Source organism: Kitasatospora fiedleri (genome assembly GCF_948472415.1).
GTDB classification, from domain to species: domain Bacteria; phylum Actinomycetota; class Actinomycetes; order Streptomycetales; family Streptomycetaceae; genus Kitasatospora; species Kitasatospora fiedleri.
The window spans coordinates 1,452,695-1,468,935 of the sequence record NZ_OX419519.1; the positions used below are offsets into that span (position 1 = coordinate 1,452,695).

10 protein-coding genes, 2 pseudogenes and 1 riboswitch are annotated in these 16,241 nt (G+C 73.8%); of the genes and pseudogenes, 3 read left to right on the plus strand and 9 right to left on the minus strand.

Features of this window, described 5'->3' with window-relative positions:
- Positions 1–52: 52 nt before the first annotated feature.
- From pheT to infC, 7 genes and pseudogenes are all read right to left on the minus strand, one after another.
- Positions 53–2,563: a phenylalanine--tRNA ligase subunit beta gene (pheT, locus tag QMQ26_RS07080; RefSeq protein ID WP_282205121.1), complete on the minus strand. Its 2,511-nt coding sequence runs from the start codon at positions 2,561–2,563 to the stop codon at positions 53–55.
- Positions 2,563–3,683 (minus strand): annotated as a pseudogene (pheS, locus tag QMQ26_RS07085) (phenylalanine--tRNA ligase subunit alpha). Before pheS ends, pheT begins: the two are co-directional and overlap by 1 nt.
- Before the next feature lie 127 nt (positions 3,684–3,810).
- Positions 3,811–4,899 (minus strand): sensor histidine kinase, encoded by a 1,089-nt coding sequence (locus QMQ26_RS07090; RefSeq protein WP_282205122.1) that lies wholly within the window; start codon positions 4,897–4,899, stop codon positions 3,811–3,813.
- A 45-nt stretch (positions 4,900–4,944) separates the two neighbouring features.
- Positions 4,945–5,814: a TrmH family RNA methyltransferase gene (locus QMQ26_RS07095; protein ID WP_282205123.1), complete on the minus strand. Its 870-nt coding sequence runs from the start codon at positions 5,812–5,814 to the stop codon at positions 4,945–4,947.
- Between the two features lie 103 nt (positions 5,815–5,917).
- Positions 5,918–6,304: a 50S ribosomal protein L20 gene (rplT, locus tag QMQ26_RS07100; protein ID WP_100835355.1), complete on the minus strand. Its 387-nt coding sequence runs from the start codon at positions 6,302–6,304 to the stop codon at positions 5,918–5,920.
- A 104-nt stretch (positions 6,305–6,408) separates the two neighbouring features.
- Positions 6,409–6,603, minus strand: a complete 195-nt coding sequence (gene rpmI, locus QMQ26_RS07105; protein ID WP_030268653.1) for a 50S ribosomal protein L35 — start codon at positions 6,601–6,603, stop codon at positions 6,409–6,411.
- A 133-nt stretch (positions 6,604–6,736) separates the two neighbouring features.
- On the minus strand, positions 6,737–7,450 hold the full coding sequence (gene infC / locus QMQ26_RS07110) for a translation initiation factor IF-3 (protein ID WP_100835356.1): 714 nt from the start codon (positions 7,448–7,450) through the stop codon (positions 6,737–6,739).
- A gap of 460 nt (positions 7,451–7,910) precedes the next feature.
- On the opposite strand from infC, the gene QMQ26_RS07115 reads away from it, so the two are divergent.
- Positions 7,911–8,291 carry a DUF1844 domain-containing protein gene (locus tag QMQ26_RS07115; RefSeq protein WP_100835357.1) on the plus strand — a complete coding sequence of 127 codons (381 nt, stop codon included), beginning with the start codon at positions 7,911–7,913 and terminating at the stop codon, positions 8,289–8,291.
- A 296-nt stretch (positions 8,292–8,587) separates the two neighbouring features.
- Here QMQ26_RS07115 and gcvP read toward each other — a convergent pair whose 3' ends face one another.
- Positions 8,588–11,461 carry an aminomethyl-transferring glycine dehydrogenase gene (gcvP, locus tag QMQ26_RS07120; protein ID WP_282205124.1) on the minus strand — a complete coding sequence of 958 codons (2,874 nt, stop codon included), beginning with the start codon at positions 11,459–11,461 and terminating at the stop codon, positions 8,588–8,590.
- A gap of 218 nt (positions 11,462–11,679) precedes the next feature.
- Positions 11,680–11,786: riboswitch (glycine riboswitch) on the minus strand.
- 189 nt (positions 11,787–11,975) lie between these two features.
- Here gcvP and QMQ26_RS07125 point away from each other — a divergent pair.
- Together QMQ26_RS07125 and QMQ26_RS07130 are read left to right on the plus strand one after the other, a co-directional pair.
- A complete protein-coding gene (locus QMQ26_RS07125) occupies positions 11,976–13,097 on the plus strand; it encodes a PRC and DUF2382 domain-containing protein (RefSeq protein WP_282205125.1) in 1,122 nt (373 codons plus the stop codon).
- Positions 13,098–13,259: 162 nt separating this feature from the next.
- The gene (locus QMQ26_RS07130) at positions 13,260–14,729 is read left to right on the plus strand and encodes an MFS transporter (protein WP_282205126.1); all 1,470 of its coding nucleotides are present in this window, start codon (positions 13,260–13,262) and stop codon (positions 14,727–14,729) included.
- A gap of 26 nt (positions 14,730–14,755) precedes the next feature.
- On the opposite strand, the pseudogene QMQ26_RS07135 reads toward QMQ26_RS07130, so the two are convergent.
- Positions 14,756–16,205, minus strand: a pseudogene (locus QMQ26_RS07135) (DNA polymerase IV); the annotation flags it as partial.
- Positions 16,206–16,241 lie beyond the last annotated feature (36 nt).

Genomic DNA, 16,241 nt, shown 5'->3' on the forward strand with positions numbered 1-16,241 from the left:
CCCCCGCCCGGGGGTGCGACGGGGCTCCGTCGTCGGTCAGGCCGCCAGGCCGTCAGGCGCCGCGCAGCACCGCGCCGGTGCGCTCGGCGGCCACCGCGACCGCCGACGCGCGGGCCGCCGACGCCTCGTCGGCCGTCAGCGTCCGGTCGGCGGCCCGGAAGCGCAGCGTGTACGCCAGCGACTTCCTGCCCGCGCCCGCCTGCTCGCCGGTGAACACGTCGAACAGCCGCAGCGACTCCAGCAGTTCGCCCGCGCCCTCGCGCAGCGCCGCCTCCACGTCCGCGGCGTGCACGCCCGCGTCCACGACCAGCGCCACGTCCTGGGTCGCCACCGGGTAGGCGGAGACCGGCGGGCCGGAGACCCGGCGGCCGTCCTCGAACAGCAGGTCCAGGTCGAGCTCCATCGCGCTGGTGCGCTCCGGCAGGTGCAGCGCCTTGACCACGCGCGGGTGCAGCTCGCCGGCGTGGCCGACGACCTCCTCGCCGACCAGCAGCTCGGCGCAGCGCCCCGGGTGCCACGGCGCGTACTGCGCCTGGCGGACCGTCAGCTCCACGCCCGCGGCGGTGGCGACCACCCGGGCCGCCTCGACCGCGTCCGCCCAGCCGGACGGCGCGCCCTTGCCCCACCAGCCGGACGGCAGCCGCTCGCCGGTCAGCGCGACGGCGACCCGGCGCGGCTGGTCCGGGAGGGCGGCGTCCAGCTCGGCGAGCTGCTCCTCGGTCGGGCGGCGGTCCACCGGCAGCCGCGGCGCGACCTTCGGCTCGGCCTTGGGCAGGAACACCGTGCCGGTCTCGAAGATCGCCAGGTCGGTGTTGCCGCGCCCGACGTTGCGCCGCAGCGCGCCCAGCAGGCCCGGCAGCAGGGTGGTGCGCAGCGCCGGCTCGGCGTCGTTCAGCGGGTTGACCAGCTTGACGGTGCGGCGGCGCGCGTCGTCCGCGTCCAGCCCGAGGCCGTCGAAGGAGGCGTCGCCGACGAACGGGTACGCGTTGATCTCCACGTAGCCCGCGCCGGCCAGCGCCACGCCGACCCGGCGGTGGAAGCGCTGCGCCTCGGACAGGCCGCGCCCGGGCGGGGTGACCGGCATCCGGGCCGGGACGTTGTCGTAGCCCTCCAGCCGGATGACCTCCTCGGCGAGGTCGTACGGGTCGGTCAGGTCGGGCCGCCAGGACGGCGGGGTGACCTCCAGGACGTCCGCCCCGACGACGGTGCAGCCGACCTCCTGGAGGCGGCGGGTGACGGTCTCGCGGCCGTACTCGGCGCCGGCGACGCGGTCGGGCAGGTCGGCGTCGATCGGGATGGTGCGCACCGGGTGCGGGGCCGCGATGTCGGTGACCCCTGCCTCGGCGGTGCCACCGGCGATCAGCACCAGCAGGTCGACGGCGCGCTGCGCGGCGGCCCGGGCGGCCTCCGGGTCGACGCCGCGCTCGAAGCGCCTGGACGCCTCGGAGGGCAGCTTGTGGCGCTTGGCGGTGCGGGCGATGGCGACCGGCTCGAAGTGCGCGGCCTCGATGATGATCTCGGTGGTGCCGCTGGCCAGGCCGGTCTCCGGGTCGACGACCGGGTCGAGGATCTCGGTGCTGGCGCCGCCCATCACGCCGGCCAGGCCGATCGGGCCGGAGTTGTCGCAGATCAGCAGGTCCTCGGCGGACAGCTCGCGCTTGACGCCGTCCAGCGTGGTGAGCCGCTCGCCCGCCGCCGCCCGGCGGACCTGGATCGGCCCGTCGACGCGGTTGCGGTCGTAGGCGTGCAGCGGCTGGCCGACCTCCAGCATCACGTAGTTGGTGATGTCGACGGCCAGCGAGATCGGGCGGATGCCGGCCTTCTGCAGGCGGCGCTGCAGCCAGATCGGCGACTTCGCGCCCGGGTCGACGCCGGTCACGGTGCGCGCCACGAAGCGGTCGCAGCCCACCGGGTCGGCGACCTTCACCAGGTAGCCGTACGCGTTGGCCGGCGGCACGTCCAGCAGCGCCGGGTCGGCCAGCGGCAGGCCGTACGCGGCGGCGGCCTCGCGGGCCACGCCGCGCATCGACAGGCAGTAGCCGCGGTCGGGGGTGACCGCGATGTCGAGGACCTCGTCGACCAGCTGGAGCAGCTCGATCGCGTCGGTGCCGGGCTCGTACTCGGGCGGCAGCACGATGATGCCGTGGTGGTCGTCGCCCATGCCCAGCTCGCGGGCGGAGCAGATCATGCCGGCCGAGGTGTGGCCGTAGGTCTGCCGGGCGGAGATCGGGAACGGGCCGGGCAGCACGCCGCCGGGCAGGATCACCACGACCTTGTCGCCGACCCGGAAGTTGGTGGCGCCGCAGACGATCTCCTGGGGCTCGCCGGTGCCGTTGGCGCGGCCGACGTTGACGAAGCAGTGCCGGATCGGCTTCTTGAAGCCGCTCAGCTCCTCGATCGAGAGCACCTCGCCGACCACCAGCGGGCCCTTGATCTCGGTGCCGAGCTGCTCGACGGTCTCCACCTCGAGACCCGCGCGGACCAGCCGGGCCGCGACGTCGCGGCCGGTCTCGCCCGCCGGCAGGTCGACGTACTCGCGCAGCCAGGAAAGCGGGACGCGCATCAGATCTCCATCCCGAACGGGAGGGTGAAGCGGACGTCACCCTCGACCATGTCGCGCATGTCGGCGACGTTGTGACGGTTCATCAGGATTCGCTCCAGGCCCAGGCCGAACGCGAACCCGCTGTAGCGGCTCGGGTCGATGCCCGCGGCGACCAGCACCCGCGGGTTGACCACGCCGCAGCCGCCCAGCTCGATCCAGCCCTCCGAGGAGCAGGTCCGGCACGGGCGGTCGGGGTTGCCCACCGAGGCGCCGCGGCAGACGAAGCACTGGAGGTCGATCTCGGCGCTGGGCTCGGTGAACGGGAAGTACGAGGGCCGCCAGCGCAGCTCCAGGCCACCGCCGATCAGCTTCTCCACCAGCACCTCGATGGTGCCCTTGAGGTGGCCGAAGGTGAGGCCCTCGTCCACCGCGATCGCCTCGACCTGGCGGAACACCGGGGTATGGGTGGCGTCCAGCTCGTCGGTGCGGTAGACCCGGCCGGGGCTGACCGCGTACAGCGGCGGCTCGCCGGCCAGCATCGCCCGGATCTGCACCGGCGAGGTCTGGGTGCGCAGCACCATGCCGGAGTCGGCGGTGCCGTCGGGGGCCTCGACGAAGAAGGTGTCCTGCATCGAGCGGGCCGGGTGGTCGGCGTGCAGGTTCAGGGCGTCGAAGTTCAGCCACTCCGCCTCGACCTCGGGCCGGACGCCACCTGGTAGCCCATCGCGACGAAGGTGTCCTCGATGCGCTCGGCGAGCGTGGTCAGCGGGTGCCGGGCACCGCGCGGGACCCGGCCGTACGGCAGGGTGACGTCCACCGCCTCCTCGACCAGCACCCGGGCGTCGCGCTCCGCCTCCAGCTCGACCTGGCGCTCGGCCAGGGCCCGGTTGACGGCGCCGCGGGCCTGGCCGATCAGCTTGCCCGCGGCGGCCTTGGCCTGCGGGGGCAGCGCACCGATCTCGCGGTTGGCGAGCGACAGCGGGGAGCGGTCGCCGGTGTGCGCGACCTTCGCCTGCTTGAGCTCGTCGAGGTCGGCGGCGGCGGCGAAGGCGGCGAGCGCCTCGTCCCGGGCCTGTTCCACCACCTCGGGCTTGAGGGCCTCGACCTCGACCGGGTCGTACGACTTATTGGGTGCCGACATCTCTATCTTTCCCGTGCTCCTGCTCGTGATCAGGTCTGCTGCGTCGCCGGGCGTCCAGGAACGCCAGGGGTCGAGTGTAGTCGCAGGCCGCGACCCCCCACGGCGGCGGACCGCGCCGCGGTCCGGGTCAGAGCATGAAGTCGGGGACGCCCGCGGGCAGCACGAACCGGAACCTGGCGCCGCCGCCGTCGGCCCGGCTGATCCGGATCACCCCGCCGTGCGCCTCCACGATGCCCTTGACGATGTACAGGCCCAGGCCGGTGCCGCCGCGCCTGGAGCCCCGCCAGAACCGGGTGAACACCCGCGGCATCGCCTCCTCCGGGATGCCGGCGCCCTGGTCGCTGACGATGACGGCGGTGCCCTCGATCGTCCGGGGCGGCGTCCCGGCCTCCTCCACCATTTCCCTGGCCGGGCCGACCTCGATGGTCACGGTGCCCTCGCCGTGCCGGACCGCGTTCTCCAGCAGGTTGGCCAGCACCTGGTCGAGCTTGTCCGGGTCGCCCCACTGCTCGGCCGGCGGCCCGGCCACCCGGATGTCGAAGCGCTCGGCGGGGATGCCCGCCGCGACCTTCCCGGCCACGTGCCGGCGGACCGCCGCCGCCAGGTCGATCCGCTGCTTGCGGATCTCCAGCCGGCCGGCGTCGATCCGGGAGATGTCCAGCAGTTCGGCGATCAGCCGCACCACCCGGTCGGCGTCCGCGTCGACGGTCTCCAGCATGACCCGCTTCTGGCCGTCGTTGAAGCGCTCCCACTTGGCCAGCAGCGTCGCCGTGAAGCCCTTCACGCTGGTCAGCGGCGAGCGCAGCTCGTGCGCGACGGTGGCGATCAGCTCGGCGTGCGAGCGCTCGGTGCGCCGCCGCGCCTCGGTGCCGCGCAGCGTCACCACCACCTGCCGCACCGGCCCGGCCGCCCGCTCGCGCACGTACCTGGCGCACACCAGCACCTCGCGCCCGTCCAGCAGCAGGTTCCGCTCGGGCTGCCCGGTGCGCACCGCGAGCCCGCCGTACGGGTCGGTGAGCGGCCACCAGCGGCGGCCGTCCAGGTCCTCCAGCGGCAGTGCCCGCTCCAGCGGCACGCCGATCGCGCGGTGCGCGGAGCGGCCGGTGATGCGTTCCGCGGCCCGGTTGAAGACCACCACCCGGCCCTGCCCGTCCGCGACCACCAGTCCGTCCGGCAGGTCGTCAGGTTCGACCGCTGCCCAGTTGACGCCGCCCATGGGTGTCCTCCCCCGCCCGCCCCCTCGCCGGCCCAGGGACCGACCCTAGCGCGCCCGGCCCTCGGCGCGACACCCGTCGTGGGAGCGCTGGGCGCGCGCGGAGGCGTACAGGCACACGGCGGCCGCCGTGGCGAGGTTCAGGCTCTCCGCGTGCCCGTGGATGGGCACCCGCACCACCTCGTCCGCCAGCGCGCGGGTCTTCTCCGGCAGGCCCCAGGCCTCGTTGCCGAACACCCAGGCGCACGGGCCCTCCAGGGTGCCCTCGTCCAGCTCCTGGTCGAGGTCGCGCTCCCCGGCCCCGTCCGCGGCCAGCACCCGCACCCCGGCCGCCCGCAGCCGGGCCACCGCCTCCTCGACCGGCACCCCGGTCGCCACCGGCAGGTGGAACAGGCTCCCGACGGACGCCCGGACCGCCTTCGGGTTGTACGGGTCCACCGAGGCGTCGGTGAGCACCACCGCGTCCGCCCCGGCCGCGTCCGCGGTGCGCAGCACGGTGCCCGCGTTCCCGGGGTCGCGCACGTGCGCGAGCACCGCGACCAGCTTCGGGCGGGCGGCCAGCACCTGCTCGAACGGGGTGTCGATGAACCGGCACAACGCCACGATGCCCTGCGGGGTGACGGTGTCGCAGATGTCCGCGACGACCTCCTCGGTGGCGGTCAGCACCGGCCGTCCGGCGTCCCGCGCGGCGGCCACGATCTCCGCGTGCCGCTCGGCCGCCTCCGCCGTCACGTACACCTCGACCACGGCGTGCTCGCCGTCCGGCAGCCGCCCGAACGCCACCGCCTCCCGGACCGCCTGCGGGCCCTCGGCCAGGAAGCGCCGCTCCTTGCCGCGCTGGTTGCGCTTGGCCAGCCGGCGGGCGGCGACGACGCGCGGGGAGCGCAGGGAGGTCAGCAGGGGGGTCTCGGTGCTCATGCTCACGATCTTCGTCACGGGCGGGCGGGGGCACGGTACGCGACGGACCCGCAGGCCGGGCGGCCTGCGGGTCCGGGGCAACGCTTCGGGGCGACGGCCTGGATCAGGCGGCGACCTTGGGGGCGTTGACGTCCTCCGGCAGCGCCTTCTGGGCGACCTCGACCAGGGCGCGGAACGCCACCGAGTCGTTCACCGCGAGGTCGGCCAGCATCTTGCGGTCGATCTCGACGCCCGCGGCCTTGAGGCCCTGGACGAAGCGGTTGTAGGTGATGCCGTTGGCACGGGCAGCGGCGTTGATGCGCTGGATCCAGAGCTGGCGGAAGTCGCCCTTGCGCTTCTTGCGGTCGTTGAAGTTGTAGACGAGCGAGTGGGTGACCTGCTCCTTGGCCTTGCGGTACAGGCGCGAGCGCTGACCGCGGTAGCCGGAGGCCCGCTCGAGGATGACCCGGCGCTTCTTGTGGGCGTTCACTGCCCGCTTGACGCGTGCCACTTCATTACTCCTTGGTTCCGGACCTCGGATCGTGCCGGCGGTCCGTTATTCGATTCGGTCGGTAAGGATCAGCGGGTGCCCGCGGCGGCGCCGCGGGCGGGCGATCACTTGCCGAGAAGCTTCTTGATCTTCTTCGCGTCGCCCGGGGCCATCTCGGCGTTGCCGGCCAGCTTGCGGGTCAGCGTCGAGGGCTTGTGCTCGAGCAGGTGGCGACGGCCGGCACGCTCGCGCAGCACCTTCCCGGAGCCAGTGATCTTGAAGCGCTTGCTGGCGCCGCTGTGCGTCTTCTGCTTCGGCATGTCGCCGTATCTCCTCGTCGGTCCGTTCCGGCCCGCGCCGTGCGGCGCGGGCCGGAACTGGATGGATCTCGTCTCCAGGGCGGGACGCCCCGGAACCGGGTGCCTCGGCCTCCCGGCTCCCGAACCCGAAGGCTCAGGCGTCCTGGGCGGCCTCGGCGGGCTGCTCGACCTCGGCGGCCTCGGCGTCGTCGTCCGCGGTCTCGGCGGCCTCGGTCTCCTCGACCTCGTCCACCTCGCCGTCCACGTCGTCCGCCTGGTCCGCAGCCGGTCCGCGACCCTGCCGCTCCGCCTTGCGGGCGTCAGCGGCGGCGCGGGCCTCGGCCATGGCCTCGGTCTTCTTCTTGTGCGGGCCGAGAACCATGATCATGTTTCGGCCGTCCTGCTTCGGAGCGGACTCCACGAAGCCCAGGTCCTGGACGTCGTCCGCGAGCCGCTGCAGCAGTCGGAAGCCCAGCTCGGGGCGGGACTGCTCACGACCGCGGAACATGATCGTGATCTTGACCTTGTCGCCCTGCTTGAGGAACCGGACGACGTGACCCTTCTTGGTGTCGTAGTCGTGCGGGTCGATCTTCGGCCGGAGCTTCATCTCCTTGATGACCGTGTGCGCCTGGTTCTTGCGCGCCTCACGGGCCTTCATGGCCGACTCGTACTTGAACTTGCCGTAGTCCATGAGCTTGCACACCGGCGGTCGCGCCGTGGCGGCGACCTCGACCAGGTCCAGGTCGTACTCCTGGGCAAGCTCCAGCGCCTTCGCGAGCGGGACGATGCCGACCTGCTCGCCGCTGGGACCGACGAGTCGCACCTCGGGGACGCGAATCCGGTCGTTGATGCGGGGCTCGGTGCTGATGGGGCCTCCTCGGTTGCACCTTTTCCGATGCGGCCGTCGGGCGGCGGTCGCACGTAGTGGTTTCGACCACTGGGCGGGGCTTCATTCATGCTTCGCTGCCGCTGCCCTCTGGCAGGAGCACCGAACGCACGAAAAAAGCCCCGCACGGTACAGGCGGGGCTCCACACGTTCCGGGATGTCCTGACGGACACCACTGGCAGCGGGCAATCCTCGCGGCGCCCACCACGGACCGGACCCGTCGGCCCTTCGGCCGATCAGGTGGGAGACTTTCGCGGTTGCCCTCTCGGGCCTCCTGGAGTGGAGCCTCCACTTGCTGGCCGGGCAACCCGAAGGCTCGTCCGGCCGGTCAGTCTCGAATCATACCAGCGTTCCGGGGCCGACCGGTATTCCGACCCCCCGCCACCCGCCTTGTACGCTCCATCCGTACCCCGCTTTCGCACCAGCACTCCGGAGTGACGCCTTGACCAGCCAGCCCGACCACGCGCCCGAGTCCGAGTCCGACCAGGCCCTCGGCTTCGACGACCTGACCCGTGACATCGCCGAGGTCCCCGCCGTCGAGGTGATCACCACCGTCGCCGTCCACCTGATGAGCGCCGCCGCCGTCAAGTGCGGCCTCGCCGAGGGCGGCGAGGCCGACAAGGACCTCGACGAGGCCCGCAAGCTGATCACCGCCCTGGCCGGCCTGGTCACCGCCGGGGCCCCCGAGATCTCCAACTTCCACGCCGCCCCCCTCCGCGACGGCCTCCGCTCCCTCCAGCTCGCCTTCCGCGAAGCCTCCCTCGTCCCCGACGCCCCCGGCACCGGCCCCGGCGAGAAGTTCACCGGCCCCGTCTACTCCTGACGCCCCCGCCCCCGGGGCCCCGCCGGAGGCACCCCGCCCCGCCAGGGGCGCGGGGAACTGCGCGCAGCGGAAGGCGACGACGCCGAAGCCGCCCAGCCGAGAGAACTTCCCCGGCCGAGCGGCTTCCGTCATCCTCCCCCGCCCCGCAGGGCCCCGCCGGAGGCGCCTCCCCGTCCTCCGCCTCCCCGCCCCGCCAGGGGCGCGGGGAACTGCGCGCAGCGGAAGGCGACGACGCCGAAGCCGCCCAGCCGAGGGAACTCCCCCGGCCGGGCGGCTTCTACGCTCCCGCTACGCGCTCACGCGTCGTACTCGTCCAGCGGCGGGCACGAGCAGACCAGGTTCCGGTCGCCGTACGCGCCGTCGATCCGCCGCACCGCCGGCCAGTACTTGTCCGCCGGGTTGACGCCCGCCGGGAAGACCGCCTCCTCGCGGGTGTACGGGTGCGCCCACTCGCCGGCCAGCATCGCCGCGGTGTGCGGGGCGTTGCGCAGCGGGTTGTCGTCCGCCGCCCACTCGCCCGCGCCGACCTTCTCGATCTCGCCGCGGATGGCGATCATCGCCTCGCAGAACCGGTCGATCTCGTGCAGGTCCTCGGACTCGGTCGGCTCGATCATCAGCGTCCCGGCGACCGGGAACGACATGGTCGGCGCGTGGAAGCCGTAGTCAATCAGCCGCTTGGCGATGTCGTCGACGCTGACGCCGGTCTCCTTGCTGAGCGGCCGCAGGTCGATGATGCACTCGTGCGCGACCAGTCCGCCGGGGCCGGTGTAGAGCACGGGGTAGTGCGGGGCGAGTCGCTTGGCGATGTAGTTGGCGTTCAGCACGGCCACCTGGGTGGCGCGCTTGAGGCCCTCGCCGCCCATCAGGCGGACGTACGCCCAGGAGATCGGCAGGATCGCCGCCGAGCCCCAGGGCGCGGCCGAGATCGGGCCGACGCCGGTCGCGGGGCCGGCCTCGGCCTGGAGCGGGTGGTTGGGCAGGTACGGCGCGAGGTGCGCGCGCACCGCGACCGGGCCGACGCCGGGGCCGCCGCCGCCGTGCGGGATGCAGAAGGTCTTGTGCAGGTTGAGGTGCGAGACGTCCGCGCCGAACTTGCCGGGCTTGGCCAGGCCGACCAGCGCGTTGAGGTTGGCGCCGTCGACGTACACCTGGCCGCCGGCCTCGTGGACGAGCGCGCAGATCCGGGTGATCTCGGTCTCGAACACGCCGTGGGTGGACGGGTAGGTGACCATCAGCACGGCGAGCTGCTCGCCGTGCTGGGCGATCTTCGCCTTCAGGTCCTCGACGTCCACGTCGCCGTCGGCCAGCGTCTTGACCACGACGACCCGCATGCCGGCCATCGCCGCCGAGGCGGCGTTGGTGCCGTGCGCGGAGGACGGGATCAGGCAGACGTCGCGCTGGGTGTCGCCGTTCGCCCGGTGGTAGGCCCGGACGGCCAGCAGGCCGGCCAGCTCGCCCTGCGAACCGGCGTTGGGCTGGATCGAGACGGCGTCGTAGCCCGTCACCTCCACCAGCTGCTGCTCCAGCTCCCGGATCAGCGTGAGGTACCCGGCCGCCTGGTCGACCGGCGCGAACGGGTGCAGCTGCCCGAACTCGGGCCAGGTGACCGGCTCCATCTCGGTGGTCGCGTTGAGCTTCATGGTGCAGGAGCCCAGCGGGATCATGCCGCGGTCGAGCGCGTAGTCGCGGTCGGAGAGCCGGCGCAGGTAGCGCAGCATGGCGGTCTCGGAGCGGTGGCTGTGGAAGACCGGGTGGGTGAGGTACTCGTCCTCGCGCAGCAGCCCGGCGGGCAGCGCGTCGGCGTCCTCGGCGATCTCGGCGTCCTCGACCCCGAACGCGGCGAGCACGGCGGCCAGGTGCGCGCGGGTGGTGGTCTCGTCGCAGGACACCGACACCCGGTCGCCGTCGACCCGGTGCACGTTGACGCCGCCGGCCAGCGCAGCGGCGACGACCTGGTCGGCCCGGCCGGGCACCACGGCGGTGACGGTGTCGAAGAACGCGTCGTGGGCGAGCTCGACGCCGCCCGCGCGCAGGCCGGCGGCGAGCGCGGCGGCGTAGCGGTGGGTGCGGCGGGCGATGTCGGCGAGGCCGTCGGGGCCGTGGTAGACGGCGTACATGGAGGCCATCACGGCGAGCAGCACCTGCGCGGTGCAGATGTTGGAGGTGGCCTTCTCGCGGCGGATGTGCTGCTCGCGGGTCTGCAGGGCGAGCCGGTAGGCGCGGTTGCCGTCGGCGTCGACGGAGACGCCGACCAGGCGGCCGGGCAGGTTGCGTGCGTACTCGGCGCGCACGGCCAGGTAGCCGGCGTGCGGGCCGCCGAAGCCCATCGGGACGCCGAAGCGCTGCGAGGTGCCGCAGGCGATGTCGGCGCCGAGCTCGCCGGGCGAGCGCAGCAGGGTGAGGGCGAGCAGGTCGGCGGCGACGGCGACCACCGCGCCGAGCCCGTGCGCCTGCTCGATGACGGCCTTCGGGTCCCGGACCGCGCCGGACGCGCCGGGGTACTGGAGCAGCACGCCGAACACGCCGCGCTCGGCGATCTCGGCGGGGATGCCGTCGGACAGGTCCGCGGTGACGACCTCGACGCCGGTCGGTTCGGCGCGGGTCTCGATCACGGCGAGGGTCTGCGGCAGGGTGTCGGCGTCGACCAGGAAGACGCCGGCCTTGTTCTTGGTGACGCGCCGGGCCAGCGCCATCGCCTCGGCGGCGGCGGTGCCCTCGTCGAGCAGCGAGGAGCCGGAGGTGTCCAGGCCCGTCAGGTCGGCGACCACGGTCTGGAAGTTGAGCAGCGCCTCCAGGCGGCCCTGCGAGATCTCCGGCTGGTACGGGGTGTAGGCGGTGTACCAGGCCGGGTTCTCCAGCACGTTGCGCAGGATGACCGGCGGGGTGAAGGTGCCGTAGTAGCCGAGGCCGATCATCGAGGTGAGGACCTGGTTGCGGCCGGCCAGCTCGCGCAGTTCGGCGAGCACCTGGGCCTCGCTGCGGCCGGCGGGCAGGCCGAGCGCGGTGAGGCTGCGGATGGCGTCGGGGACGGCGGCGTCGGACAGCTCGTCCAGGGAGGCGTAGCCGACCTGGGCCAGCATCTTCTGCTGGGCGTCGCTGTCGGGACCGATGTGGCGGTGCTCGAAGGGGCTGGCCTGCTCAAGGTCGCTGAGCGTCGGCTGGGCGTTCATGGGGGTCGGGCCTCCTGGTCGCGGACCGGCGGTGGTACGCACGCGGTCGGCGGCCGTGGGAGCGCCTGGGCGTACGAACCCGTCAGCCTCCCCCTCTGTCATCGGTACCTGAGAGCTTCGCACGTCCGGACCGCGCGGGCCCGCCCGGCTTGCACCGTCGGCGAGGGCGGGTCGGCCGGCTCCGGTGCCGACGGTCCTGCCCTGCTTTCCAGAGTGACCTGGCCCGTTCGGTACGGATGCCTGAGAGATTCCGGGGAGGGGTTGCTCCTTCGGCGCCCCGCACCCCGCCGTTCGGGCGGTTCCGGGACTCTCCCGAGCGGGCTCGGCGGTCGCCTCCGAGGGTACCAGCGCGGGCCTCCCGGATCACCGGTGCGGCCCTGTGATCTGCCCCGGACGGCGGTGTCCGGGGTGCCGCCGCCCGTGACGTGCCGTTTGGTGTGAAGTGGCGGCCCGGCACGCTCCTCCGGCCGCCTCCGGACGGATCTTCCCAGGAGCAGCAGGACTGGAGGACAGCGTGCAGACCGATATCGATCCGCGCGACCTGATCGGACACAAGGCGGTCGACCGGAACGGTGACAAGATCGGCACGGTCGACGAGGTGTACCTGGACGACGCCACCGGCGAACCGGAGTGGGCGGCCGTCCGCACGGGGATCTTCGGCCGGGACGCCTTCGTCCCGCTGACCACCAGCGAGTTCGCGGGCGACGAGCTGCGCGTCCCGTACGACAAGTCGCTGATCAAGGAGTCGCCGGACTTCGGCGTGGGCCAGCACCTCTCGCCGGCCCAGGAGCTGCAGCTGTACCGCTACTACGGGCTGGACACGGGCGGCGACGCCGGTTCGGGCCCGGCGGCGGTGGACGGCACGGCCAAGGCGGCCGGGACGGCGGCGGCCGCCGGGACCGCCGGGGCGGCGGCGACCGCGAAGGAGCACCCGCGCGAGGAGCCCGCGGCGCCCGCCCCGGACCGCGACTTCGGCACCGTCGCCTCCTCCCCCGCCCCGGCGCCCGCCCCCGGCACCGTCGCCGCGGCCCCGGCCGCGCACGCCGCGGGCAGGCACCAGCAGGCCCAGCCGCACCCGCAGTCGCAGTCGCAGTCGCAGCAGCAGCCGTCCGCCCGGTCGGCCGCGGCGGAGCCGACCGCGCCGGTGGAGATCACCTGCCGCGAGGAGCGGATCGACATCAGCACCGAGTGGCACGAGGTGGGCACCACCCGGCTGCGCAAGTACGTGACCACCGAGCAGGTGGAGCGCCGGGTGCCGGTGGTGCGCGAGCGGGTGCGGGTGGAGCGGATTCCGGTGTCGGACGCGGAGCGGGCGGCGCTGAGCGAGCAGGAGATCGCCGAGGCGGTCGAGGAGGTCACGCTGCGCGAGGAGCGCCCGGTGGTGCGCAAGTACCTGGCGCCGATCGAGCGGGTGCGGCTGGTGGTGGAGCGGTACACCGAGGAGGAGGTGGTCCGCGAGGAGCTGCGCCGCGAGCAGGTGGAGGTGCACGACGCGACCACCGGCGAGGGGGACGGCGAGGGGCCGCGGCAGCACCGGCCGTGGAACGCGCAGCCGCAGTCGCCGGCGGCCCGGCCGCAGTCGGCCGCCGCGAACGGCAGCGCGGAGCACGCCCGCCCGGAGCCGCTGCGCTCCTGACGGCCCGTCGGCCGTCCGGCCCCGGCCCGCTCCGGCGGGTCGGGGCCGGCGCTTTGCCAAAGCTTCACCGGTCGATATTTGACAGAGTGAAGCATCTCCCGACATCGTTACTTCAGTCCCTGCACCATCGCCTTTCTGAAGCAACCTGTCGGAGGAGTCCCCGTGAGTGAGGCACCACAGCCCACCCCCACGGCCGCCAAGCCCACCAGCGCCCGGGTCCTGCCCGCCCTGATCCTGGCCATGCTGGCCTTCAGCGTGGTGCAGACCGCGGTCGTCCCGATCCTGCCGGGCCTGGCCCGCGAACTGAACGTCTCGGGCTCCAACATCACCTGGCTGATGACCGCCAACCTGCTCTCCGCGGCGGTGCTCACCCCGCTGCTGGGCCGCTTCGGCGACCTGCGCGGACGCAAGCCCATGCTGCTGGTCTCGCTGGCCGGCCTGGTGCTCGGCTCCGGCCTCGCGGTGGGCACCCACTCCTTCACCTGGCTGGTGGTCGCCCGGGTGCTGCAGGGCGCGGGCGGCGGCGTGCTGCCGCTGGCGATCAGCATCGTCCGCGACGAGCTGCCCCGGCACAAGGTGACCGGCGGCGTCGCCGCGATCTCCGCCTCGATGGGCGTCGGCTCCGGCCTCGGCCTGGTCGCCACCGGCCTGCTGCTGGAGCACTGGAGCTACAAGTCGATCTTCTGGATGGGCCTGGTCTTCGGCCTGATCGCGGTCCTGCTGGTGGTCCTGCGGGTCCCCGCCGACCCGGTCACCGACAAGGAGGGCGGCGCCGACCCGCTCGGCGCGCTCACCCTGGCCGGCTGGCTCTCCGCCCTGCTGGTCGCCGTCAGCCAGGGCAACCACTGGGGCTGGACGTCCACCCGCACCCTCGGCCTGTTCGCCGTCGCCGCCGTGGTCGCCCTGGTCTGGCTCCTGGTCGAGTCCAAGGTCGCCCACCCGCTGGTCGACCTGTCGATGATGGCCCGCCCCGCCGTCGCCTTCACCAACATCTCCGGCCTGCTGATCGGCTTCGGCATGTACGGCTCGTTCATGGTGATCAGCAACTTCGCGCAGACCCCGGAGAAGCTCACCCACTACGGCTTCACCGCCACCGTCCTGCACGCCGGCGTCATGCTGCTGCCCTCCGCGATCGGCTCGATGGTCGCCGCCCCGCTCGGCGCCCTGCTGATCGCCCGCCGCGGCCCCCGCCTCCCGCTGGTGCTCGGCGGCTTCCTCGGCGCCGTCTCGATGGCCTACCTGGCGCTGCGCCACGGCGCCGAGTTCGACATCTACTTCTCCTCCGCGGTCTTCGGCCTCGGCGTCGGCCTCGCCTACGCCGCGATGCCCGCCTACATCAACGGCGCCGTCCCCGCCGAGCAGTCCGGCATCGCCAACGGCATGAACGCCGTGCTGCGCACCGTCGGCGGCGCGGTCGGCACCGCGGTGATGAGCGCGATCCTCACCGGCGACATCCTCAAGCTCCCGGTGCCGATCCAGCTCCCCACCGAGAACGCCTACCAGAACGCCTTCTGGGTGGCCGGCGCGATGTGCCTGGTGGCCGCCGCCGTCCCGTTCGCCATCCGGGCCGTCAAGTCCGCCCCGGCCCCCGCCGAGCAGGCCGCCCCGGCCCTCACCAAGACCGACGCCTGACGGCGTCCCCCTCGCGTACTGGACACACGCGAGCAGCAGGAGCACCCCCCGCCACGGGCATCGGCGGGGGGTGCTCCTGCTCCCTCCGCCCCCGCACGCCCTTCACCCCGCCGGGGGCCGCAGCGGCAGCGCGCCCGAAGCCTCCAGCTCCTCGTCCCCGACCGCGAACGTCCGCACCCGGCCCACCCCCGAGTACGGCGTCTCGAAGCGCACCGTCACCCGGCCGACCCCGCTGCCCTGCACCCAGCCGGGGCCGAACTCGCGGTGCGTCACGTCCTGCCCGGGCCACCAGCGCCGGGCCGCCGGATCGGCCGCCACCGGCTCCGCCACCGCCTCCTCGACCACCGCCGCCGTCCCCGACTCCCGCTCCTCCCGCTCCAGTTGGGCGAACAGGTCCTCCTGGGTGTAGTCCGCGAGCTGCGCGACGCCCACGCCCAGCAGCCGCACCCCGCCGGTGACGTCGACCTGGAGGGCCAGCCGGCGCGCCGTCGCCGCGACCACCTCCTCGTCGTCCGTCGGCCCGCGCAGCGTCTCGGAGCGGGTCAGCGTCGAGAAGTCGAAGCGGCGGACCTTGAGCACCACCGTCCGCCCGGAGCGCCCGGCCGCCCGCAGGCGGCGCACGCACCGCGCGGCGAGCTGCTCGATCTCGCGCAGGATGCGGTCCCGGTCGGCCAGGTCGACCTCGAAGGTGTCCTCCACCGACACCGACTTGGCGTCCCGGTCCGGCACCACCGGCCGCTCGTCCCAGCCGATCGCCATCTGGAACACGCCCGCCCCGTGCGCCTTGCCGAGCAGCCCGACCAGCTCCCCGAACCCGGCCTCCGCCAGGTCCGCCACCGTGGTCAACCCGGCCCGGCGCAGCGCCTGTTCGGTGGCCGGGCCGATCCCGGGCAGCGCCCGCACCGGCATCGGGGCCAGCACCGCCCGCTCGGTGCCGGGCTCGACCAGCACCAGCCCGTCCGGCTTGGCCCGCTCGGAGGCGATCTTCGCCATCAGCTTGGAGGCCGCGGCGCCGACCGAGGCGGTCAGCCCGGTGCGCTCCAGGATGTCGGCCCGCAGGTCCTCGGCCAGCGCCAGCACCAGCTGGGCGCCCTCCGCAGGCGTGGCCGCGGCGGCCAGCGCGGGCCCGTACGGCCCGGCCTCCAGGTCGACGAACGCCTCGTCCAGGCTGAGCGGCTCGACCAGCGGGGAGCGCTCCCGCAGCAGGCCCATCACGATCTCGCTGTTGGCCCGGTACGCCTCGAACCGGCCGGTCAGGAACGCCGCGTTCGGGCAGAGCCGGCGGGCCTGCGCCATCGGCATCGCCGAGTGCACGCCGAACTTCCGGGCCTCGTAGGAGGCGGTGGAGACCACGCCGCGCCCGCCGAGACCGCCGACGATGACCGGCTTGCCGCGCAGGCTCGGCTTGGACGCCTGCTCCACCGCGGCGAAGAAGGCGTCCATGTCGAGGTGGATGATGCTCGGCACGGTCCGCACCGCCCGATCATCCCGCGCCCCACCGACAATCCCCCG